The 21,354-nt window shown below is 57.2% G+C and carries 20 protein-coding genes and 3 pseudogenes; 12 read left to right on the plus strand and 11 right to left on the minus strand.

Going from position 1 to position 21,354, the window contains the following annotated elements; genetic code table 11:
- The 4 genes and pseudogenes from KDX37_RS21410 to hopZ1a all read left to right on the plus strand — a co-directional run.
- The coding region (locus KDX37_RS21410) for a transposase domain-containing protein (RefSeq protein ID WP_231655087.1) at positions 1-160 on the plus strand (160 nt) is incomplete at its 5' end.
- Positions 161-218: 58 nt separating this feature from the next.
- Positions 219-503 carry a hypothetical protein gene (locus KDX37_RS21415; RefSeq protein ID WP_231655026.1) on the plus strand — a complete coding sequence of 95 codons (285 nt, stop codon included), beginning with the start codon at positions 219-221 and terminating at the stop codon, positions 501-503.
- 535 nt (positions 504-1,038) lie between these two features.
- A pseudogene (locus tag KDX37_RS21420) lies at positions 1,039-1,442 on the plus strand (IS66 family transposase); the annotation flags it as partial.
- A gap of 128 nt (positions 1,443-1,570) precedes the next feature.
- A complete protein-coding gene (gene hopZ1a, locus KDX37_RS21425) occupies positions 1,571-2,674 on the plus strand; it encodes a YopJ family acetyltransferase (protein WP_231655088.1) in 1,104 nt (367 codons plus the stop codon).
- Between the two features lie 84 nt (positions 2,675-2,758).
- Here hopZ1a and tnpC read toward each other — a convergent pair.
- Together tnpC and tnpB are read right to left on the minus strand one after the other, a co-directional pair.
- Positions 2,759-4,172, minus strand: a pseudogene (gene tnpC / locus KDX37_RS21430) (IS66 family transposase).
- A 61-nt stretch (positions 4,173-4,233) separates the two neighbouring features.
- Positions 4,234-4,569: an IS66 family insertion sequence element accessory protein TnpB gene (gene tnpB / locus KDX37_RS21435; RefSeq protein ID WP_231655027.1), complete on the minus strand. Its 336-nt coding sequence runs from the start codon at positions 4,567-4,569 to the stop codon at positions 4,234-4,236.
- Positions 4,570-5,008: 439 nt separating this feature from the next.
- Here tnpB and KDX37_RS21440 point away from each other — a divergent pair.
- Positions 5,009-5,485 (plus strand): annotated as a pseudogene (locus KDX37_RS21440) (NADAR family protein); the annotation flags it as partial.
- Positions 5,486-5,601: 116 nt separating this feature from the next.
- Here the strand turns inward: KDX37_RS21440 and KDX37_RS21445 are convergent.
- From KDX37_RS21445 to KDX37_RS21460, 4 genes are all read right to left on the minus strand, one after another.
- Positions 5,602-6,654 (minus strand): LacI family DNA-binding transcriptional regulator, encoded by a 1,053-nt coding sequence (locus KDX37_RS21445; RefSeq protein WP_231655028.1) that lies wholly within the window; start codon positions 6,652-6,654, stop codon positions 5,602-5,604.
- A 201-nt stretch (positions 6,655-6,855) separates the two neighbouring features.
- Entirely contained in the window at positions 6,856-8,016 is a 1,161-nt protein-coding gene (locus KDX37_RS21450; RefSeq protein ID WP_231655029.1) for an L-talarate/galactarate dehydratase, read from the minus strand.
- 419 nt (positions 8,017-8,435) lie between these two features.
- The gene (locus tag KDX37_RS21455; protein WP_231655030.1) at positions 8,436-9,713 is read right to left on the minus strand and encodes a ShlB/FhaC/HecB family hemolysin secretion/activation protein; all 1,278 of its coding nucleotides are present in this window, start codon (positions 9,711-9,713) and stop codon (positions 8,436-8,438) included.
- Between the two features lie 204 nt (positions 9,714-9,917).
- Entirely contained in the window at positions 9,918-10,613 is a 696-nt protein-coding gene (locus tag KDX37_RS21460; protein WP_231655031.1) for a tRNA (adenine(22)-N(1))-methyltransferase, read from the minus strand.
- A gap of 196 nt (positions 10,614-10,809) precedes the next feature.
- Between KDX37_RS21460 and KDX37_RS21465 the strand changes: the two genes are divergently transcribed.
- Together KDX37_RS21465 and KDX37_RS21470 are read left to right on the plus strand one after the other, a co-directional pair.
- Positions 10,810-11,037, plus strand: a complete 228-nt coding sequence (locus tag KDX37_RS21465; RefSeq protein WP_231655032.1) for a hypothetical protein — start codon at positions 10,810-10,812, stop codon at positions 11,035-11,037.
- Between the two features lie 68 nt (positions 11,038-11,105).
- Entirely contained in the window at positions 11,106-12,077 is a 972-nt protein-coding gene (locus KDX37_RS21470; RefSeq protein ID WP_231655033.1) for an alpha/beta hydrolase, read from the plus strand.
- 3 nt (positions 12,078-12,080) lie between these two features.
- Here KDX37_RS21470 and KDX37_RS21475 read toward each other — a convergent pair whose 3' ends face one another.
- Positions 12,081-13,334, minus strand: coding sequence for an MFS transporter (locus KDX37_RS21475; protein WP_231655034.1), 1,254 nt, complete (start codon positions 13,332-13,334; stop codon positions 12,081-12,083).
- Positions 13,335-13,407: 73 nt separating this feature from the next.
- Between KDX37_RS21475 and KDX37_RS21480 the strand changes: the two genes are divergently transcribed.
- Entirely contained in the window at positions 13,408-14,097 is a 690-nt protein-coding gene (locus KDX37_RS21480; protein WP_231655035.1) for an ArsR/SmtB family transcription factor, read from the plus strand.
- A 116-nt stretch (positions 14,098-14,213) separates the two neighbouring features.
- Here the strand turns inward: KDX37_RS21480 and KDX37_RS21485 are convergent, their stop codons facing one another.
- Positions 14,214-14,762 (minus strand): AAA family ATPase, encoded by a 549-nt coding sequence (locus KDX37_RS21485; RefSeq protein WP_231655036.1) that lies wholly within the window; start codon positions 14,760-14,762, stop codon positions 14,214-14,216.
- Between the two features lie 120 nt (positions 14,763-14,882).
- Positions 14,883-15,782, minus strand: coding sequence for an AraC family transcriptional regulator (locus KDX37_RS21490; RefSeq protein WP_231655037.1), 900 nt, complete (start codon positions 15,780-15,782; stop codon positions 14,883-14,885).
- Positions 15,783-15,942: 160 nt separating this feature from the next.
- Between KDX37_RS21490 and KDX37_RS21495 the strand changes: the two genes are divergently transcribed.
- Entirely contained in the window at positions 15,943-17,013 is a 1,071-nt protein-coding gene (locus KDX37_RS21495) for an aldo/keto reductase (protein ID WP_231655038.1), read from the plus strand.
- A gap of 67 nt (positions 17,014-17,080) precedes the next feature.
- The gene (locus tag KDX37_RS21500) at positions 17,081-17,605 is read left to right on the plus strand and encodes a nuclear transport factor 2 family protein (RefSeq protein ID WP_231655039.1); all 525 of its coding nucleotides are present in this window, start codon (positions 17,081-17,083) and stop codon (positions 17,603-17,605) included.
- Positions 17,606-17,696: 91 nt separating this feature from the next.
- Here KDX37_RS21500 and KDX37_RS21505 read toward each other — a convergent pair whose 3' ends face one another.
- On the minus strand, positions 17,697-18,560 hold the full coding sequence (locus tag KDX37_RS21505) for a LysR family transcriptional regulator (protein ID WP_231655040.1): 864 nt from the start codon (positions 18,558-18,560) through the stop codon (positions 17,697-17,699).
- Positions 18,561-18,672: 112 nt separating this feature from the next.
- On the opposite strand from KDX37_RS21505, the gene KDX37_RS21510 reads away from it, so the two are divergent.
- Positions 18,673-19,281 (plus strand): LysE family translocator, encoded by a 609-nt coding sequence (locus tag KDX37_RS21510; RefSeq protein WP_231655089.1) that lies wholly within the window; start codon positions 18,673-18,675, stop codon positions 19,279-19,281.
- A gap of 493 nt (positions 19,282-19,774) precedes the next feature.
- Positions 19,775-20,815, plus strand: coding sequence for an amino acid ABC transporter substrate-binding protein (locus KDX37_RS21515; RefSeq protein ID WP_231655090.1), 1,041 nt, complete (start codon positions 19,775-19,777; stop codon positions 20,813-20,815).
- A 73-nt stretch (positions 20,816-20,888) separates the two neighbouring features.
- Here KDX37_RS21515 and KDX37_RS21520 read toward each other — a convergent pair whose 3' ends face one another.
- Positions 20,889-21,344: a VOC family protein gene (locus tag KDX37_RS21520; RefSeq protein WP_231655041.1), complete on the minus strand. Its 456-nt coding sequence runs from the start codon at positions 21,342-21,344 to the stop codon at positions 20,889-20,891.
- Between the last annotated feature and the right edge of the window lie 10 nt (positions 21,345-21,354).

Raw genomic sequence — 21,354 nt, forward strand, 5'->3', positions numbered from 1 at the left:
CAGCGGCAAGCGGGCGGCGGCGATCATGAGTTTGATCCAATCGGCGCGCATGAATGGGCACGATCCGTATGCCTATCTTAAAGATGTGCTGGCGCGGTTGCCGACGCAGCGAGCGAGTGAGATTGAGCAACTGCTGCCGCATCAGTGGGTATCTGCCTAAGTCGTGCAAGGTGACTTCGGCGGACGCTTACCATGCATCGACGTGGCAAGTTTGCAGGATGGAACTGCGCGTCACTGACGTGCTGAAACATCCTTATCTGCAACTGCAGGCTCAGGTTTTGAAGGTAAACCCGGCATCGCCCACTGTGGAATGTCCTGAAGAAGGCGCCAGCCTCACCTTCACACCGGAGACTGCTGACTATCAAAATCAGCTTCCGCGTCGAAAATGGCCCATAAAAGGCCAGTCTGTACGTGTCAAGTACCGGTATCTGGATGGCCTGTGCAAAGGCGACGGGAACAGTTACGAGTGCCGGATAAAGCACTACCCGGTGGTCAGTCCTTGATCGGCGTGCGTACGGATGTCTGTTGGTGTTCTGGTGCGACGTGTTGTAATCAGTGATCGAAAATCAAGTGACACCGGGTGCACCACTCTTCTGCGTCGCTCCTGTTCATCGGAAAGCGGAGGACGGGGTTTCTTTCATCAGCAACCGCCAGAACCAACGCGTATTTTATATATCGATGTTTGATGTCGAAGGGGGGAAAGCAGGTGCCTGAGGCATCGTATATGCGAGAAAAGCCGCCCGACACCCTCCTCACCTATAGCTGTACCCACTCAGTGTTCGTGGAAAACAGGTCCGCTCTTACGCTTTCACCGAGGACATATCATTGAACGACTCAATACACTTGGAAAACCTGCGCGGCCGCTTCAACTCTGGAGAACGATGGAGTTTGCTTTCTTCTGGGGTAAGCGTCTGCCAAACACATCTTGTTTGATCACCACTTTCTGCCTGGCTTCAGGGAATTTTCACCGCAGATACCCCGAGCCCTATGAATGGTTATTATGCCTGTGATTACGCTTCGCTGATCAACGTCCTTTTACGGCGCCGCATACGACAAGAAAAAGTCCCAGTGATGAATATGCTGCATGTCTGGATGATCGCCCAGCGTGACCTCGTGTCCGCAGGCTGGGCCATCAGCGGAGCACTCGACTATTTCCTGAAACGCTGGGCAGCCCTGTCGCGCTATCTTGATGACGGGGCCGTACCCATAGATAACAATTGGGCCGAAAACCAAATCAGACCATGGGCTCTTGGTCGCAAGAACTGGCTCCTTGCATGCTCGCTACGCAGTGGGAAACGGGCGGCGGCAATCATGAGTCTGATCCAGACTGCTCGGCTGAATGGCCATGATCCGTATGTTTATCTGAAGGAGATTCTCACGCGCCTGCCGACGCAGCGAGCTAGTGAGATCAGTTGCTACCGCATAATTGGCAACCGGTTTAATCACGCAAGGCGTGATGGCCGAATGCATACATTTCTGCAGCGCTTCCTTAAGGTTTTCACAATGGAACCAGTCAATGATGATGCGCCACACATTGCTTCGAAACGTTTACCTTTATGAGGAGTTCAAGATGGGAAATGTATGCGTCGGCGGATCTCGAATGTCGCACCAGGTCCATTCGCCTGACCGTGCGGACACACCTCCTCGAAGCGAGCGCAACACTCCGGATCGCAGGCAGAGAGCGGCAGGCGACGCAGAGAGAACTCAAAGCATGCGACTGCAGCAGAAAATAAACGATTTGAAACCTTACGTACGGCACGCACGAGGTCCAATTAAAGCTTATGGCCAAGCAGCCCTTGACCGTGCATCAGGAAAGAAGACAAGTGTAAGTTTTGCACAACTGGACGCGACCCATCTCGACGCAATGGTCGACATCGAGAATCAACGTAATCCGGGCCTTAACCTCAGTCACTTCAGAGACCACAAGGAGCTCATTAAGGCAATCCAAAGCGGTGGCCCCAACTCGTTTCGGGCAATATTCCCACAAACCAGCCCGGAAACAGGACAGACAGTCAAGCATCACGTCATGGCTGATGTACGCCTGCACCAAGGTGGCGCTCCAACCATAATAATTACAGAGCCAGCCGTTATTGTCGGTCCACGCTATCAACAACTTCAACGGCACAATCTGACCCTGGAAGATTTAAGCGAGAGCGGAGTACCCCTCTCGCAGGTCGCCATTATCGAGACACAGGCGCAAAAAACGAACGACGATTGCGTTATGTACTCACTGAATTACGCGATCAAAGCCCATAAAAATGCAGCTCAATTTGACGACATTCATCATGGTCTTCAGCACGGCACTTTATCGACCGAATCCGAGTCCAGGGCGCGGACCACTCTTGGCGCCCTTGAAGCAAAAAGCTCAATGATGCATGAAGGTGCTCATGCAGCATTTGGCGCTGATGTTCTGCCGGTGGATTTTTATAAGCATGGCGCTTCGCTGACGCAAGCAAAACAGCTGATGAAGCGGCCAGATGGACGTATGGCTGGAAGAGTCAACAGCGAAGGTCACAGTGAAGCTGAAAACCTAGTTCAACGCAACCAGGCATTCCGCGTGAAGCGCAGAGAGCTACTCGACGATAAGACGCCGTCGAATACCCAGTTCAGCGCGTCCATCGACGGCTTTAGACTACAGGAAATCAAACGAGTACTTGCCGAAGAACAGCGCTAACGACAAAAAATCGTGGGCCCGGGTCAATATAGAGAACGGCGTTAAGGGGTGGATAGAGATAACAGAAAAGTAAGCGAACTCGCATTACAGGTTGGGTAACGGCAACCAGTTATGCGGCAATAACTCGGAGATCTTACTGGCGCGCTGCGTCGGCAGCCGCGTCAGTACATCTTTGAGATACGCATAAGGATCGTGCCCATTCAGACGTGCAGACCGGATCAAACTCATGATAGCTGCCGCACGTTTTCCGCTGCGTAGCGACCCTGCGAAGAGCCAATTTTTACGTCCAAGAGCCCAAGGTCTGATTTGGTTCTCACACCAGTTGTTATCTATGGGTACCGCCCCGTCATCTAGGTAACGCGATAGCGCTGCCCAGCGTTTCAGGCTGTAATCAAGTGCTCTGCTGATGGCCGAGCGTTCGGGCACCAGGTCACCCTGGGCGATCATCCAAGCATGCAGCATCTTCATCACTGGGGCAGCTTTTTCTTGCTTTATTCGGCGCCGTAAATTCGGCTCTAGGTCGCGGACTTCTCTTTCAATTTCGTACAACAACTGGATATGGCGCAGGGCCTGCTCACCAGCGTGGCTGGGGCTGAAGTCAAAAACCACCGCTGTCACGTCCGAGAACTGGCTGGTGGCGTAGGCCCAGACATAGGAGCGGTGAGTTTTCTTTGTTCCCGGCATGAGCATCTGTACCGGTGTTTCATCGGCGTGGATAACCTGCTGCCCGAGTACAACTTCGCGTAGCGCATCGACCAGCGGCTGCAACTGCACGCCCGTCACGCCAACCCATTGAGCTAATGGTTGAGCGTGGAATCGCCAGGCCCGCTCGACCGAAGATCGATTCCTGACGGTAAAGCGGAAGATGGTCAGCAAACTTGGCAATCATGACCTGGGCCAGCAGCCCGGCGGTCGGGATACCTTTATCGATGGTCTGCGCCGGAATCGGTGCTTGGATGAGCGTTTCGCAGTCATTGCAGGCCCATTTGCCACGCACATGACGTTCAACGCTAAACACGCCGGGCACGTAGTCCAGCTTCTCGCTGACGTCCTCGCCGATGCGCTTAAGGGCTCAGCCGCATGGGCAGTGAGTGTTGTCTGGCTCGTGATTGATCAGGGTGCGTGGAAACTCAGCCGGTAATGCCGTGCGCTTGGGCTTCTGCTTTTTCTCGGTCGGCGTTATCACTGCCTGCAAGCTTTGAAGCTCTGCTTCAATTGCCGCGATATCGGTGTCAATCAGGTCATCGAGCAAACTGGCCTGCTCAGAATTCATTTGCTCGCTACGCTTGGCAAACTTCAAGCGCTTGAGCTGTGCGATCTCGAAGGTCAGCTTTTCGATCAACGTTTGGTCGCGGTGGAGCTTCTTTCCCAGGGTTTCGACTGTCTTGCCAAGAGTATCGACCTGACGGTCGAGCGTCTAGACACGCAGTATCAACTGCGCCGCCAAGGCGCGCAGCTGTTCAGGAGTCAGATGATCGATAATTGGGAGCGAAGTCATGGTGCCGATTTTGCCAGAGCCGACCATTCACAACGATAGACCGATAGGCTAATAGCCGGCATTAAAGCAGTATGATCGAGCCTCCAGAACCTGCGTGTTGCCATGGCAGACCAAGCACTAATGCCTGAAGTTGCTCAGTATCCAGTTCCATCTGAGAACCGTGGCGAATGCCAGGCCAGTGGAACTTGCCTTGGTTCAACCGACGTGCCGCCAGCCATATTCCGAAGCCGTCATGCACCAGCACTTTCATGCGATTGGCGCGGCAGTTGGCGAACAGATAAGTACAGTGCGGCTGCGCCGCACCGAACACCGCTATCAGCTTGGCCAATGCCGTCTCGGTACCGGCGCGCATATCCATCGGTTCGGTGGCGAGCCAGATGGCGTCGATGCGGATCATCGCAAACGGTCGCGAAGAAAGGTCACGCAGACAGCAGCACTTTCATTTGGCCAGTTCACTTTAACGGTGCCCCGAGGGTGCTGGATCTCAACATATATATTCGATGACGCTGCGTGCGAACTTGCTCCGGCCACCGGCATGGGCGATGGAATAAATGCATGTTGCAGCGCCGTGCTGTTCTGCGTTTGCAGGCGAATCCATTTGTGGACGAGGTTTGCATTGAGGCTATGGCTGAGCGCGATGCTTGCAATCGAAGCGCTGGGCTGGGCTGGGCACACTCTTGAATGACCTGGGCTTTGAAGGACTTGGAATAGGAACGGCGTGTTGGCTGCATGAAATACCCGCTTAAAAGGCTAGAACTGGTGCCCACTTAAAATTTAAGTGCACACCATGTCCTGGCTTTGCGGGGCTGGGCAGATGACTTGGCCGGACGGTTACTTTCTGGGGGCACCAGCGCAGCAAAGCCGCCGTCAAGGCCTCTTGCTTCAGCCAGTGGTACGAGGCCGGGTTCATTGTCGAGGGGCAGCATTATCCGACCGCCGAGCACTTCATGATGGCCGAGAAAGCGGCCTTGTTCGACGATCAGGACATCCGTGCGCAAGTACTCGAGGCACCTACGCCCAACGCCGCCAAAGCACTTGGCCGCAGCGTGCGCGGCTTCAACGACAAGATCTGGCTGCAACACCGATACGACATCGTCGTCCGGGCGAACCAGGCCAAGTTCTCTCAGAATCCAGAACTGAAGGAATATCTTCTGCAAACGGGCTCGTGCGTTATCGTCGAAGCCAGTCCGGTCGATACCATCTGGGGCATAGGGCTCGCGCAGGACAACGTGGATGCCAATGATCCAAACCTGTGGAAAGGGCTGAATCTACTGGGGTTTGCGCTGATGCAGGTGCGGGACGGAACGCACTGAATCCGTCCCCCTGAGGACGATCAATTCGACCCTGAGCCGGTCAGAAACGCTGATTGATAGCGCAGATGCAGGGCCTGCGAATGCCTGCTCTGCAGATTCCATCAGGATCAACCGCATCAAGTACTGGCGCGATCAACAAGAGTAAAACCGGTGTCGATACGAACTGGACTGATACCGGGCGTTTGCTCTAGAAACCGGTCAAGCAAGGCCTGGGCTACTTGCAGACCAATGCGATTGCCGTCGACGCGAACCGTGGACAGCGCTGGATAAACATGAGCCGCGCTGCTGAGATCGCCGAAACCCATGACCGCCAGGTCATCAGGGACTCGCAGCCCTCGACTGGCTGCCTCGGCCAGGACACCCTGCGCGACAGTGTCCGAACTGCAGACCACCACGTCGCTGCTGACGCCGCGGTCGAGCAGAGCCGCCAGCCCGTCGCGCCCCACTTGCAATGTCGCGGGAGGCGACAGCAGTTCTATTGGAACATCAGTGATGCCGTGCTTCTTGAGTTCGGCGATCAGACTGTCGCAACGGCGCAGCCCGCGAGGGTCACTGATAGCTACTACAGAGAAGCGCTTATAGCCTTTGCGCAGCAGATGCCGAGCGATTTCTTCACCCACGTGTTCATGGGAAAACCCTACCAGCATGTCGATAGGGTCTTCACTCAAATCCCACGCCTCGACAACCGGAATCCCCGCCTGGGCCAAACGGATACGACTGGATTCAGTGTGCAATGTGCCGGTCAGCACGATGCCATCCGGCCGTCGTCCCAATACCGCTTCCAGCAGTTTTTCTTCCTGCTCGGCGTCGTACCCGGTCAAGCCCAGAAGCGTTTGATACCCGGCCCGAGTCAAGCGATCCATCAGGGCCTGAACCGTATCCGCGAAAATGCTGTTGGCGATGGTTGGCAAAAAGATCGCTACCAGCCGACTTCTGTTACTCGCCAGCCCACCGGCCAGCATGTTGGAAACGTACCCGGTCTTGCGTACCGCTTCACGGACCTTTTCGCGGGTGTCCTCACTTACCAGGTCAGGCCGATGCAATGCGCGCGAAACGGTCATGGGCGACACGCCAGCCACTTTGGCGACATCGATCAGCGTGAGACTGGAGGCCTTTTTCGGCACGGACGACAGCGTCTGCCTGGCAGGCCTGACTGGTTTTTTCGGCATGACGGATTCCGGATTCGGCACTGAAGAGCTGATACAGCCCTGATGCGATTGCGCGAGAGGAATTTAACAAAGCCTGGGCAGACACGCACCCTGTTAAATCCCGAGGCGCTCAGGCAGCGAGCAGCACATGCGTCGTAATCGCATTGAGCGCCCTTGTAACCGGCGCTCCCTTTCATGCTTCAGACAAACTGGAAATGCCGATCAGGCACGCGACCCAACCTCCGCAACTTGAGCAGTCCAGGCCTGGACCTGCCCGCTCAGCGACAGCCCCAGCCCCGGACGGGTTGGCACCAGCATGCGACCGTCGCGGGTTTCCAGGCGTTCGTTGAACAGCGGTTCCAGCCACTCGAAATGTTCGACCCACGGCTCGGTCGGATATGCAGCGGCCAGGTGCACATGCAGTTCCATGGCAAAGTGCGGCGCAAGCATCACACCTGCGTGTTCGGCCATGGCGGCGACTTTCAGATACGGTGTGATGCCGCCAACCCGTGGTGCATCGGGCATGAGAAAATCGGCGCCACGCAGTCTGATGAACTCGGCATGTTCGGCCACACTGGTGAGCATTTCTCCGGTCGCGATCGGGGTATCGAATTGCTGCGCAAGGGCGGCGTGACCTTCGGCGTCGTAACAATCCAGCGGCTCTTCGATCCAGACCAGATTGAACTCCTCGAAGCGCCGGCACATGCGCTGCGCGGTCGGACGATCCCACTGTTGATTGGCGTCCACCATCAACGGAAAGTCGTCTCCCAGATGTTTGCGCACCGTCGCCACACGATGCAGATCCAGGGCGCAATCAGGCTGTCCGACCTTGAGTTTGATACCGCCAATACCCTTTTCCCGTGACAGGTCGGTGTTGCGCAGCAACTGATCCAGCGGCGTATGCAAAAAGCCGCCAGACGTGTTGTAGCAACGCACCGAGTCGCGATGCGCGCCCAAAAGACGAGCCAGTGACAGATTGGCGCGCTTGGCTTTCAGGTCCCACAGTGCCACGTCAAACGCGCCGATCGCCTGGGTCGACAATCCGCTGCGCCCCACTGAAGCCCCGGCCCAGCACAGCTTGGTCCACAGTTTGGAGATGTCGCTGGGGTTTTCGCCGATCAACGCTGGCGCAATTTCTCTGGCGTGAGCGAACTGACCCGGACCACCTGCGCGTTTGGAGTAACTGAAACCGAGGCCGCGATGACCATCGCGAGTTTCGATCTCGGCCACCAGAATGGCGATTTCGGTCATCGGTTTCTGCCGCCCGGTGAGAACCTTTGCGTCGCTGATCGGGTTAGCCAGTGGCAGGAAAACCGAAGACACTTTGACCCAGGCAATCTGGTCATTGTCAGAGGATGCGTGATTTTGTTGTTGTACGGACATAGTGCTCTCCTGAGGTTTGAATGAAAGAGTGGCGCATGCATCAGGCTCTGTAATCCGCCAGGTCAGATTTTGCAGACTTGTCAGTGGCAAGCATCTTCGGGCTGTCATCGAGATCGTCGACTTCAAGACGCTCCAGCACAAAGCAAAATGATTGCGCAATCATACGAGATCAAAAAAAGGGGATGCTAGTATTCAAGGCCCCGGGAATACTATACTGATTGCGCAATCATACAGCCAGCCGCTCATCGCTCAGTGAGGGTTTCCGATGGTTGAGGTTTAAAGGCTTCATGAGCACATAACGGAAAATACTGCTGACAGAACAGCACAAGGTTGACGCTATTCACACGGCTGCCCGCGGTGATCCAGCCTGCGAATACTTGAGCAGCAGGGGTACCTGGCCACTGTCAGTGGGCCGCGCATCAAGCTAGCCGTTGCACCGACATTGCACCGCCCGCGCCGAACTGCTCGCCCGGTATCAAGGCATCGTTGCTGTACTGACCGTTGACCACGCCGCGCAGCTGCCAGTCAGCCGGCAAGGCCTGGGTGATGCTGGCCGCCAGACGCAACGCGGTGTAGTCATCCCGGGCATCGCTGCGCGCCAGATTGAAATCGCTCTGCTTGCCGCGCGAGCCGCCGGGAATGTTATGCACCAGCGTGACCCCGAAGTTGGCGTCGCCATCGAGTCGCACCCACGTACCTTGATACCCGACGCTGAACGGATGCACCGTGATGTCGTTGCCGAGCTGAACATCCTCCATCTCGAGGTTGTTCTTGTAGGCCTTATAATCGAGGCCATACACGATCTTCGACTGGTAGTTACCGTCTGTTGCAAGATTATGGTTATACCGCCCGCCGAAAATCGTACCTTTGCCGCTGACCGCAAGATCAAAGATACCGGCCGTGACGAGGCCGTTGTCCACATCCGAATAACTGGTGAAAAAATCCAGCGAATCACCCAGTTCGTACAACGGCAGATGGTAGCCAAGCCCATAGACACTGACCCGCTCGGGTTTTTCGAGCGTGGTGGTGTATTGCAGACTCATGACCTGGTCACGCCCGAACAGGTTGGCGTTTTGCAGCACCGCACCCATGTATGTCTTGCCGGTTTCCTTGGTGCCGCTGTTGTCCATGTTGAGCGACGCACTCCACGCCGACTCATCGGTCACCTGCAGTTGCGCATCGACGGTGTCTTGCCCATCGCTGTTCTTGAGTTTCATCACGGTCTGTTTGGCAGGGTTTTCATTCGCCAGTTTCAGGCTTTTGGAAATCGCCGTCAGATCAGGCGTTTGCCCCTCTTGCAGTCCCGGCAAGGAATACCGGACGTTGTCATTGCTGAAGTGCTGGTTGCCAGCGATCTTTACCTGGCCCAGGCGAATTTCCACAACCTGAAAAACAACGACCCCGCCGTTCAATTCCTGCTCGGGAAGGTCGACACGTACCAGTTGATAGCCGTGCCGGTGGTAAGCGGCCTCCAAAGCTTCCTGAGCCTTGACCACATCACCGAAATCGCGCTGACCGCCCACAAAGGCCGCAACACTTTGATCGAGCTCTTTGGCTGGCAGCAACGTATTGCCGCGAACGTCAAACCTGTTGATATCGAATCGGGGGGAAGTGGGCGCGACTTCATTGGCAACGGCAACGCTGGCGAAGGCAGCCAGAGAAGCGGGCACCAGATATAGCAACGAGCGGTAAGTCATTGTGTGGCCCTTGGGCAGCAATTAGATACGCAAATACTCAAATACGCACTGCATGCCGAGCCTGCAGGGTTTTCGCCTGCTCAGTCTAGCTGTCGTGATATCAAAACGAAATCACTGGACCGATAGAATGTCGATTGACACGTAAAAGGGTCGTTTTTGGAGCAGTTGACCACAGTGGGGGGGAAGCTGGTACGCCTTCACAGCTTAAACCAGCAGTTCGGTAATCCACTGAATCTGTGTTTTCAGATCGCATACCGTAGGCTCGGGCATTGCCTGTTTTGCACGGGCGAAGTGAGCCAGGGTTTTCTGCTTGAGGCGCAGCCTGCGCTGCCATTTGGCTAAAAACGCCGGGCTACGGACCTGCATCTGCAAAGGGCCGAAATACAACTGCTGCGCTGTGTAGGTAACCGGGCCGGTTCGGTCGGCAACGATGATCTCGTAGTCGAAACGGTTTTCCCGCAGCACTTCTTCGTGACGGATGCAGTAGTCATGCTTCATCAACCATTCGCGCAAGGGTTGCTCGCCGCCGTTGGGTTGCATGATCAGGCGTTCCTGACCGCTGAGCCGTGACTTGCCGCCTTCAAGGATGTCTCGAATCGTCTCGCCGCCCATCCCACAAAGGCTGATGGCAGTGATCTCGTCTTGCGGCTCGATGGCATTCAAGCCTTCGGCATGGCGCACGGTGATCTGCGCCTCCAGACCGCTGTCTCTAACGCTGCGCTGCGCCGAGTGAAAAGGCGTCAATGCGACCTCACCTGCGACCGCTGCCGTAATCGCGCCCCGGCGCACCAACGCCACAGGCAAGTAGCCGTGGTCGGAGCCAATGTCAGCCAGGCGCGCCCGGGCTGGGACACAGGCCGCAACACGCTCCAGACGCTGTGACAATGTCTGTTCGTTCAACTGCTTTTCCTTTTCACCATGAATGCCCGACGCCCGCCGCAGGGTGACGGGCAGCACATGATGCGTGGTGAGCGATACAGGGTAAAGCGTCTGTGCGAGCAAGCACTCGTTGCGTGAAAGAAACCTATCCACCGCTGGTGATGTCTGGATTCATGTGGCTGCAGGTCGCGGCACATCGACGTTCACGAGGCCCACCATGCACACGTACACCCTGGAATACCTGTTCAACGACGAGCAGCGCTCACACGTCTTCGAACTCAAGCAGCCCACCCTGCCCGTTCATGAGGCCGCGATGCATCTGCTGCAACTACATTTTGGCGATGGCGAGAGCAGCTTGATGATGCCGACAGCGGACGCGACGCCAGAGGAGATTCTGATGCAGGCGCAACAGCTGGGTTTGACGCAAATATGTGTTATCGATTGAGCACGTCGGCCCAGGTCTGAACGCAACCGACTCAGCCTGAATGATCATCCATCCAAGAGAACATCGTATTGCACACCCAAGCCCCCTGGCCAACTGATGAACGTGAGCTGGCCGAAGTTCAGCGTTACAACCAAAAGCTCGCGGCATGGCCACGCTTCAAAATCCGCAATCGTTTCACGCCCCGGCTGATCCAGTCCCTGTTGCGCATGAGTCAACTTCGCGGCGCCGCCAAGCTGGTCAGGCAAGGGCTCAAGGCCGAACGAAGAGTCGTCAGCCATGAAGGTGCACGCGTTCCCGTGCGGATCATACGTCCCAAGGGCCAGGCAAGCGGCGTGGTGCTGGACATCCACGGCGGCGGCTGGGTGATTGGCAATGCGCAGATGAATGACGATCTGAACATCGGTATTGTCAATGCCTGCAACATGACGGTGGTCTCGGTCGACTATCGACTGGCAGTGTCGACACCGGTCGAGGGCGTGATGGATGACTGCCTGTGCGCCGCGCGCTGGCTGCTCACTGAAGCCGGCGAGTTCGCGGGCCTGCCGGTCATTGTGGTGGGCGAATCCGCTGGCGGGCACCTCGCCGCCGCCACCCTGTTGCGGCTCAAGCAATGGCCCGACCTGCTCAAGCGGGTCATCGGCACCGTGCTGTATTACGGCGTCTATGATCTGACAGGTACACCCAGCGTACGCAAGGCGGGTCCCGAAACGCTGGTGCTGGACGGACCAGGCATGGTTGAGGCTCTTCGCCTGCTAACGCCAGGCTTGACTGATCAGCAACGCCAGCAACCACCGCTGTCACCGCTGCACGGCGATTTCACCGATTTGCCACCCGCACTGATGTTAGCCGGCGAGCTGGACCCGTTGCTGGATGACACCGTCGAAATCGCCGATCGCTGGTCGAAATACGCGCCTGTCGACGTGCATGTCCTGCCGTTTACAGCGCACGGGTTCATCCACTTTCCGACGGCCATGACCGGCAGGGTTCTGGCGCACAGCCATGCCTGGATAAACCGTCGAATCGAGACTTTCAACGGCTGACGCTCATGGGCTTGCCGGGTGCGACTCAAGCCCCTGCCGCGCTTTTTTGCTGCCGGCCAGCAACGCAACAATCGCAAGCCCCTGAATGCCTCCCGCCAGACACAGGATGACCCACTCACCCTCCTCGCCCGCAAGCAATGACCTGGCTGCGCCGAATGCCAACGGCGCAAACGCATAACAGCCCTGTGCCGTTGCAACGATCAGGGTCACCACCCGTTGAATCTGCTGGCGCGAGAACTCTGACTGGGCGATCAACGGTGGCAAGGACGTTGCGTTACCAATGCCCAGGCCGAACAGGATCATGCCGACCCAAAGCATTTCGGGAATTGTACTGATGCCCATCAGGCAGAGGCACCCTGCAAGCTGACAGGCATAGCTAAGGCAGGCAAGCAGGCGGCGATCAGTACCAGGCGAAATCAACGCGCCGGACAACAGCCTGCCGACGATGGCGCTGGCGGTGGCCAACCCCATCGCCAGACCTGCCGTTGCTGCCGAGACATGACCAGCCAACAACAGAAACAGCTGGCTGATCAATCCAATCTGCGCAAACAACCCGAGCGACATGGCGGTCGCCAATGTGAGGAACTGCTTATTGCCGCGCAAAGATGTCATTGGCATATCAGGCAATTGGGTCGTTGCAGGCGGCGCGTCAGGCGCGCCATCCGCATGCTGACCGATCTGCCCAGGCTGGACCCTGCATACCTTGATACACAGGGCCGCGATAACTGCCGTCGAAACAATCCCTACTCCGATCGCAGTCGCTGAGAACCCGAACCGGCCAATCAGATAGACCCACGCCGACGAGAACACGACGCCGCCGATACTTGCGCCGTTGTAAGCCATGGCCAACGCAGCAGGACGCTTGTTCACGAACCAGGGCGCGATAATCGCATTGACCGCTGCGGCGCCCATCGTCACCCACCCGAAACCGCTGAGCATTGCAGCAATGAACAGATGATACGGCTGAGTTGCAATCGACCATCCATATACACCCAGAGAAAGAACCATCGCACCTGACAGGGTCGTCAGTGGCAGACCAATCCGCTGGTACAAAACCGGGAGTTTCACGACTACCAGCGTGCCTGCCAGAAAGTGCACCGTCACCGCCGCAGAGCACAGCGCCACAGACCATCCGGTCTTCTGAATCACGGCGTACATAAAGATAGGGGGACCATAAAAACCAATGCCCCAGCCGAAAACGGCCATCAAAAACGTCGCAGCAACGACCTTGCTGCCAAAAAAGCCCACAGACCTCATTACCGTATTCCTTCACCTGTTTTTGCGTCAGTATGACGAGGACTCACGCTGACACTTCGGGAATGGCTGAACCATGGATGCAGAATCTGCTGAGCTTTCTCTCGCTGCGGTGGCAGGTGCAATTGCGGATCCCGCACGGGCGCGCATGTTGTGCGCCTTGCTGGACGGCTGCGCGCGCACCGCGACTGAGCTGGCCGCGCTGGCCGATATCGGCGCATCGACGGCGAGCGCCCATTTTTCCCGCCTGCGTGAACAGGGTCTGGTGGTGATGCATGTTCAGGGCCGTCATCGCTATTACCGTCTGACCAATGCACAGGTGGCCACTGCTTTGGAAGCATTGCTGTCGATTACCGATCGCTCGCTGACTGCGTTCAAACCGAGCACACCTTCGGCCTTGAAACATGCCAGGACCTGCTACGACCACTGCGCTGGCGAAGTGGCCGTCAGGCTGCATGACGTGCTGATGAACGAGGGTTGGATTCAGTTGCGCGGCAACGACTATGTGCTTGGTGAATCCGGCGCAGAAAAGCTGGCGAAAACAGGTATTGACGTAAACACCCTCTCGAATCAACGCCGACGTCTGGCGTATCCCTGCATGGACTGGAGCGAGCGCTCTCCTCACATCGGTGGAGCGTTGGGCGCTGCGCTGCTTGAACTCATGCTCAAGCAAGGCTGGATGACGCGGCACCTTGACTCCAGAGCACTCAACGTGACAGCGAGAGGCACTGTCAGACTGAGCAAAACATTTGGCGTTGAAGGCTGAAGACACGGCCTCACAGCTGGCTTGTCGAACAGCCCGGCATTGGCGCTACCATCATGCCGGACCCTTCGGAGCACGCACTGAGAAGTCGCGCACGTCCCGATAACCAGACGGCAGGATCACCGCGTATCGGGTGCGTTCAACGCTGGCGGCGGCCGGTATTGCTTCATGCACGACAGGTGCCGGACGATCTTCTCGACGGCCTGCTCGGGGGACATCGAGGCAGTATCCAGCGGAAACGGGGCTTGCGCCCATACTTCAAAGTCATGATCCAGCACAGACTGCCAGGTCGGCGGCGTCAGGCCTGGGATGTCGCTCACTCTGGTTTCAACCCTCTTACGGTGTTCGAGCACATCGGAACAGACCACTAAAACGTTGAGCAAGGAAACACTGGCACGACTGGCGATATCAGCCCATGCATTGCGGCTCTCCGCGACAGGGTTCACACAATCAATGACGACGGTATTGCCGAAACAAAGGTTGCTCAACGCAATCTCGTTGGCGACGTCATAGCCGCTACGCCCTACCTCATTCGCCAGCACGCGAGCATTACGAATCGCCTGTTCGATCGTATCGATCCGCACATAAAACGCACGTGTACGGTCTGCCAGCGCCTTGGCGATAGTTGTTTTACCGGTGCCTGGAAGGCCACTGAAGACAATGAGCATGCTGGACCTTCAACAATAGAAGCAGTGGTATCAAGGTTAGCAGCCCTGCAACCGCCATTCGCACAGTCACCTGCCCCACCTGTTGAACGGGCCCGAAAAGTGCCGGCCAGCAAGGCCTGCTTACTGCGCCGACACCTCAGACTCCCGGCGCAATCGGCTGGCATCCTTCGCGGGTGACTGGCCGAACAGACGCGCGTAGTCACGGCTGAACTGCGAGGGGCTTTCGTAGCCTACCCGGTATCCGGCACCTGCCGCATCAAGCGCTTCGGCCACCATTAGCCGGCGGGCTTCCTGCAGTCGCAACTGGCTGCGAAATTCCAGCGGGCTCATGGCGGTGACAGCCTTGAAATGCGCGTGAAACGTGGACCGGCTCATCCCGGCAACATCAGCGATGTCGTCGATGCGGCAGGGTTCACGATAATGACTGCGCAACCAGACAATGGCCTTGGCGATCTGACTCAAGCGGCTGTCGACCTGAACCATTTGTCGAACTGCGCCGTGGCCGCTGCCCGTCAGCAGGCGGTAAAGCATTTCTCTGACCGTCAACGGCGCCAGCGCCTCAGTGTCGGCCGGGGTATCCAGCAGCCCGGCAAGCCTGACTGCTGCGTCCAGCAACTCGGGTGTAGTCTGGTTGAGTTCGATGCCTGCACCGGAGGTTTGTTTGCCGCCATCGGGAACCGGATATCGCAACGCGAGATCACTCAGCGCGGACATGTCCAGATCGAGCACAAGGCACAGATACGGTGCGTCTTCGCTCGCCTCTATCACTGACCCCATCACCGGAATGTCCACCGACGCAACCAGGTAGGTGGCTGCGTCATAAACATAGGTCATGGTTCCGGCCATGACTTTTTTGCGGCCTTGCACGATGAGGCACAGCGTCGGCTCGTACACCACTGGCATGGGCACCGTAGGCTCACCCGAACGAACCAGGCTGACCCCGGCAATCGCTGTGCGATACGTACCGTCAGCCGGTGCATGACGGCTGATGAGATCAACAAGTTTTTCCAGAGAACCCATATCTGCTCCGCTTCGGGTATTCACGACCGTGCCCTGGGGACTCAACTCCCTGACCGGATAATCGTGCAAGAACGCCGGACGATCCGGCTACAGGCAAGTGCCCTTCAAAGGCCAGAATCACCCTTACACATCTGGAATACATTTCTGTAAGGAGATCATCATGCCCGCTATGACCGCACTCGACAATTATCGCCTGCTCGGACGATCAGGTATGCGCGTTTCCCCCCTTGCTCTCGGCACCATGACGTTCGGCGCAGACTGGGGCTGGGGTTCGGAGGAGGATCAGGCACGCCAGATCTTCGATACCTATGTTGATAACGGCGGCAACTTCATCGACACCGCCGTCAACTACACCAATGGTGCGTCGGAACGTATTCTGGGGCAGTTCCTCAAGGGCAAACGCGAGCGCCTCGTGGTTTCAACCAAGTACACCATGGCCCGCGATCCTGGCGACCCCAATTCGGGCGGCAACCATCGCATGAACCTGATGCGCTCGGTGGAAACCAGTCTCCGGCAGCTCGACACTGATCGCATTGAACTGTTGTACCTGCATGCGTGGGACTTCACGACCTCGGCCGACGAGGTGATGCGTGCTCTGGACGATCTGGTGCGCTCGGGCAAGGTGCTTTATCTCGGCATCTGCAACACCCCGGCGTGGAAGGTCGCCGAACTGCAGACCCTCGCCCTGCTGCGCGGCTGGACGCCCTTTGTCGCCATGCAGATCGAATACAGCCTGGTCGAACGCAGCGTCGAGCACGAACTGATCCCGATGGCAGAAGCCATGGGGCTCGGCGTGCTGCCATGGTCACCTTTGGGCGGCGGCATTCTGACCGGCAAATACAACCGCGATGACCTGCAGCAGGCCAGCGAAACCAACGTCTCGGTAACACGCAAAGGGGTGATCAGCTCATCAGGCCATATGACCGAACGTTCATTGAACATCGCCAGCGTCGTCAGCGCCATCGCCGGGGAAATCGGCGCGACGCCCTCTCAGGTCGCCCTCGCCTGGACACTGCTCAACCCGGCGGTTGTCGCCCCCGTCATGGGCGCCCGAACCCTTGCCCAGGCCCAGGACAACCTGGGAGCACTCAGGCTGCCGCTGGAGGACGAGCACATCGTCCGCTTGAATCAGGCCAGTGCGCCAGAGGCGATCTTTCCACAACGTTTCGTCTCACGTCCGATGGTTCAGCAGTTGATCTTTGGCGGCGCTCGCCTGCAGCGTCCGGCCTGAATGCTCAACCGGAAAATAGTCACCGACCAACGATGGGGCAGCAGTCATACCCATTGAGGAGCTTTACATGGACCTATCTATCTTGCGTACCACCCGCTCTGCAATTCTGACAGTCGCGACTCTGATCGGTGTCGGGTTGTTCTCAGGCACAGTCGCTGCCGGAGCAGAGACGGATCTCGAAGCACACAACACACAACGAGTCACCGACGCGTTCGACCGCTGGGCGGCCGGTGGTACTGAATTTTTCAGCGACATGCTGACGTCAGACATTACCTGGACGATCAAGGGTTCAGGCCCAAGCGCAGGCGTCTACCGTGGTATGGACCCGTTCATCGAGCGCGCCATCAAGCCCTTCGTGTCTCGCCTGTCCAGCCCGGTAAGACCGCTCAGCAAGCATGTCTGGGCCGACGGCGATCACGTGATCGTTCAGTGGGAAGGCGCAGGTGTTGCGCGGGACGGGCGAGCCTACAACAACAGCTATGTCTGGATCTTTCACATGCGGGACGGCAAGGCCTTCGAGGTGACGGCCTACCTCGACCTTGTGCCCTACGATGATGTACTGCGGCGCATTCCAGCGCCTTCAGCGGAGTGAACCTGGTTGGCCGGTTGCGGCTCTGCGGGACCGCCATCGGCCACTGTCGACGTTCTATTCTTCATCCAGCGAGCGACCAGAACGAAGATGATTACGCCTGGAGTCTCAGCGCACTGATGATGAAAGCATGAAGGCTGTTGACCGCCCTGGACCCGCGAGAAGCTCGGCTGCGCAGAATCGACACTTCCATGGGTTCAATGTGTCCCAGGCCATGTTCGCCACTGAGTACCTGAAGCGATGCCGGTACACAGCACTGCGTGATTACGGCAACAGCCAGGCCGCCCTCGACGGCGGCCACTTGGCCCGCGAGACTCGAACTGTTGTAGACCACCTTGAACTGGCGCCCCTGTCGGGTCAGCGAGTTCACCGCGTTACGCCGTGCCAGGCTTTCACTTTCGTAAACAGCAATGGGCAGCGGATCTCGTCGCCACAGCTCAAACTGCGGTGAACCGACCCAGACCATCGGTTCCTTGAAAAGAAAGGTGCCGCCTTGCGGTGAATCTCTGGAAACCAGCGCAAGATCAAGATCGCCGCTTCGCAAACGCGGAATAAGCGTGGTCGACTGCTCACAGGTCAGTTCTATCTCCACACCTGCGTAACGCGGTGCAAAACGTTTCAGGACAGGCGTGAGGTAACTGGCCGCGTAGTCCTCTGCAACCCCAAGACGGATACGTCCGGTCAGTTCTTCGCCGTGAAAAGCCGCCTGTGTTTCGGCATGCAGGGCGACCATGCGACGGGCATAGCTCAACAACGTCTGGCCGTCAGCGGTCAGCTGCAAATGCCTGGGGCCCCGATTCATCAACTGGCGCCCCAGTGCGGCCTCCAGTTTCTTCATCTGCATGCTGACGGCGGACTGCGAGCGATTGACCTCGTGCGCAGCACCGGACAGCGAACCTGCATCCACCACCGCCACGAAACTCTTGAGCCAATCGATCTGTAAATCGCTCGCAGGCATCGCGGTCACCTCTATTCGTTATTCGAATGTCAACGAGGTGAATAATGCGCTTTTCATGACCATAGTTCACCCCCAGGATACTGGCTTGAATCCGTTCATACTGGATCTGATCATGCCATTCGAGACCTGGTTGCTTTACCTTTTCACATGCTGCGGCATCGCGGTAGTGCCAGGGCCCAATGCATTGTTGGTGCTGACCCACGGCGCCATTCATGGGAGCCGCAAGACGCTGTTCACGATCAGCGGCGGCGTGCTTGGTTTCGCCGTCGTGCTGACGCTGTGCGCGCTGGGCCTGGGCGCACTGATTCAGGCCTCGGCCTCTTGGTTCACAGCGTTGAAGGTTGCCGGTGGGCTCTACCTGATCTGGCTGGGCTTCGGGCTGTGGCGGTCTGCACCGGTCAGTCTTGATGCTACCGACACAACGCGCTTGCGAGCCTGGTCGATGTTCCGACAAGGCCTGATATCGGCCCTTTCAAACCCCAAGGCACTGCTGCTGTTTACCGCGTTTATCCCGCCCTTCCTTGACCCTCAGCAGAGCCTCATCGCGCAGACCATTGCCATCGCGCTGACCTACGCCGTCGTGGAGTTCATCGTTGAATACACCGTGGCCAGCGCAGCACACCAGGTAAGGCCCTGGCTGGCTCGAACCGGGCGCCGGTTCAATAAAGTCTGCGGCGGTTTTTTCATTATCTTCGGGCTGGCTTTACCGGCCCATGCCTGAGGGCGCCCCGCCCCTGCCAGCCTGACAGGCCCGCTTTGGAGATTGAACGGCGGGCATGCGCTCAACCATTAACAACGCGATGACCGTTGCCTTGAGCAACCTGACCTTTCCACGGCTGTACTGGCCTGCGTACTTTTCTGCGTTGCGATAAAGGCAACAGAGTTACGAATCTGGAAATATTGTTGAAGTCTCTGCCGCGTGCCCATACTCGACCCATCAGCAACAGGCGATACATACCGGCAACTTTTTTGATGCAGCGGCGCTAATAAATGAGCGCTCACTGATTGAAGTCTGGTATTCGAGCCAACATAAAAACAAGAAGACGACCATGCCAAATAATAAAAAACAGTACAGCTCCCGCTGGGTTCCCTGACAGCCCGTTCCTGTTTCTGCCCTCCCGTTTTTGATGTTGAACACGACGCCAGTAAATCCGGCAAAAGCCCGGCTGCGCGTTGATTTGTCTCCAACTCGCCACCCACAAGAGAGCAACGTAATGAAACGAGAAAGAAAGCTGTTGAAACTGGCTTCAACCGTAGCGTGCCTGACCCTCGGGGCTGCGTTCACACTCAGTGCCCACGCAGGCGCTACGCTTGATAACGTCAAAAAGAAAGGGTTCGTGCAATGCGGCATCAGCGACGGCCTTCCTGGTTTTTCGTACGCCGATGCCAAGGGGGAATTCCGTGGCTTTGATGTCGACGTTTGTCGTGCCGTGGCCGCTGCAGTGTTCGGTGACGCACAGAAGGTCAAGTACACGCAGCTGACGGCCAAGGAGCGTTTTACCGCTCTCCAGTCAGGTGAAGTCGACATGTTGTCGCGAAGCACGACGTGGACTTCGTCTCGAGACGGCGCCATGGGCATTCAATTCACGAATGTCGCTTACTACGATGGACAGGGTTTCCTGGTCAACAAAAAGCTAGGCGTGAAAAGTGCGAAAGAATTGGACGGCGCCACTTTTTGTATCCAGGCGGGCACGGTAACCGAACTCAATCTTTCGGATTACGCCCGCAGCAACAACATCAAATACACCCCTATTACGTTTGATACCTCTGATGAGAGTTTCAAGGCGCTTGAGTCGGGACGCTGTGATGTGCTGACCACCGATCAATCGCAGCTTTACGGCCAGCGCCTGAAACTTGCAACGCCTGATGACTTCGTTGTACTCCCTGACGTTATTTCGAAAGAACCCTTGAGCCCTGCTGTACGCAGAGGCGACGAGGATTGGTTCACAGTGGTGCGCTGGTCACTCTCCGCAATGCTCAATGCCGAAGAGCTTGGCATTACCTCCAGAAATGTCGCCGAACTGATCAAGTCATCAAAAAATCCCGACATCGCCCGGCTACTCGGAACGGAAGGGGCGCTCGGCAAAGACTTGAATCTCCCTGATGACTGGGCGTCCAGGATCATTGCCCAGGTTGGTAACTACGGCGAGTCCTTTGACCGCAACCTGGGCGCGGGCAGCGACATGAAGATAAAACGTGGCCTGAACGCGTTGTGGAATCAGGGCGGTCTTCAATACGGTCCACCCGTACGCTGAACCTGACTTGCCCAGCAGCCATCTGCCGGGCATTGTTTTTCGGCTGTTTGCGCAAGGCGCTTCATACAAACCCTCACGCAAACGCCGACGTAATAAATGCCTCCAGTGCCTGTTCTTCAAGGATTTCGATGGAAAAGTGCCCGAAACGCTTGGGCAACCAGATAATGCGTGCACCGGACGGCGATTGCAGGTTCTCGCGGGCCAGCGGCTGGCCGTTTTCATCTTCCGGCTGAACGCCTGATGCGATCAGTTCGTCATACGCCGTCTCGATGTCAGGCGTCGAGTAGCAGTGACGGTAAATCATCCCCTCGCCCGAGGTGTCCAGCAACTCTCTGAGGTTGCCGGCAAAAGGCTGGACCAGCATGAAGCGCTCCTGCCCCATCAGCACAACTGCATATTGCACATGCAAACCGCCGCGTTCCCAGACCAGTGTTCGGGAGATTTTTGCGTTCAATGTCTGCGCATAATACGCACAGGCTTCTTCGAGATTCTTGACCAGTATGTCGACGTGACTGAACTTCAATTCCATGGCGCGCACT

Source organism: Pseudomonas californiensis (assembly GCF_021147775.1).
Lineage (GTDB): Bacteria > Pseudomonadota > Gammaproteobacteria > Pseudomonadales > Pseudomonadaceae > Aquipseudomonas > Aquipseudomonas californiensis.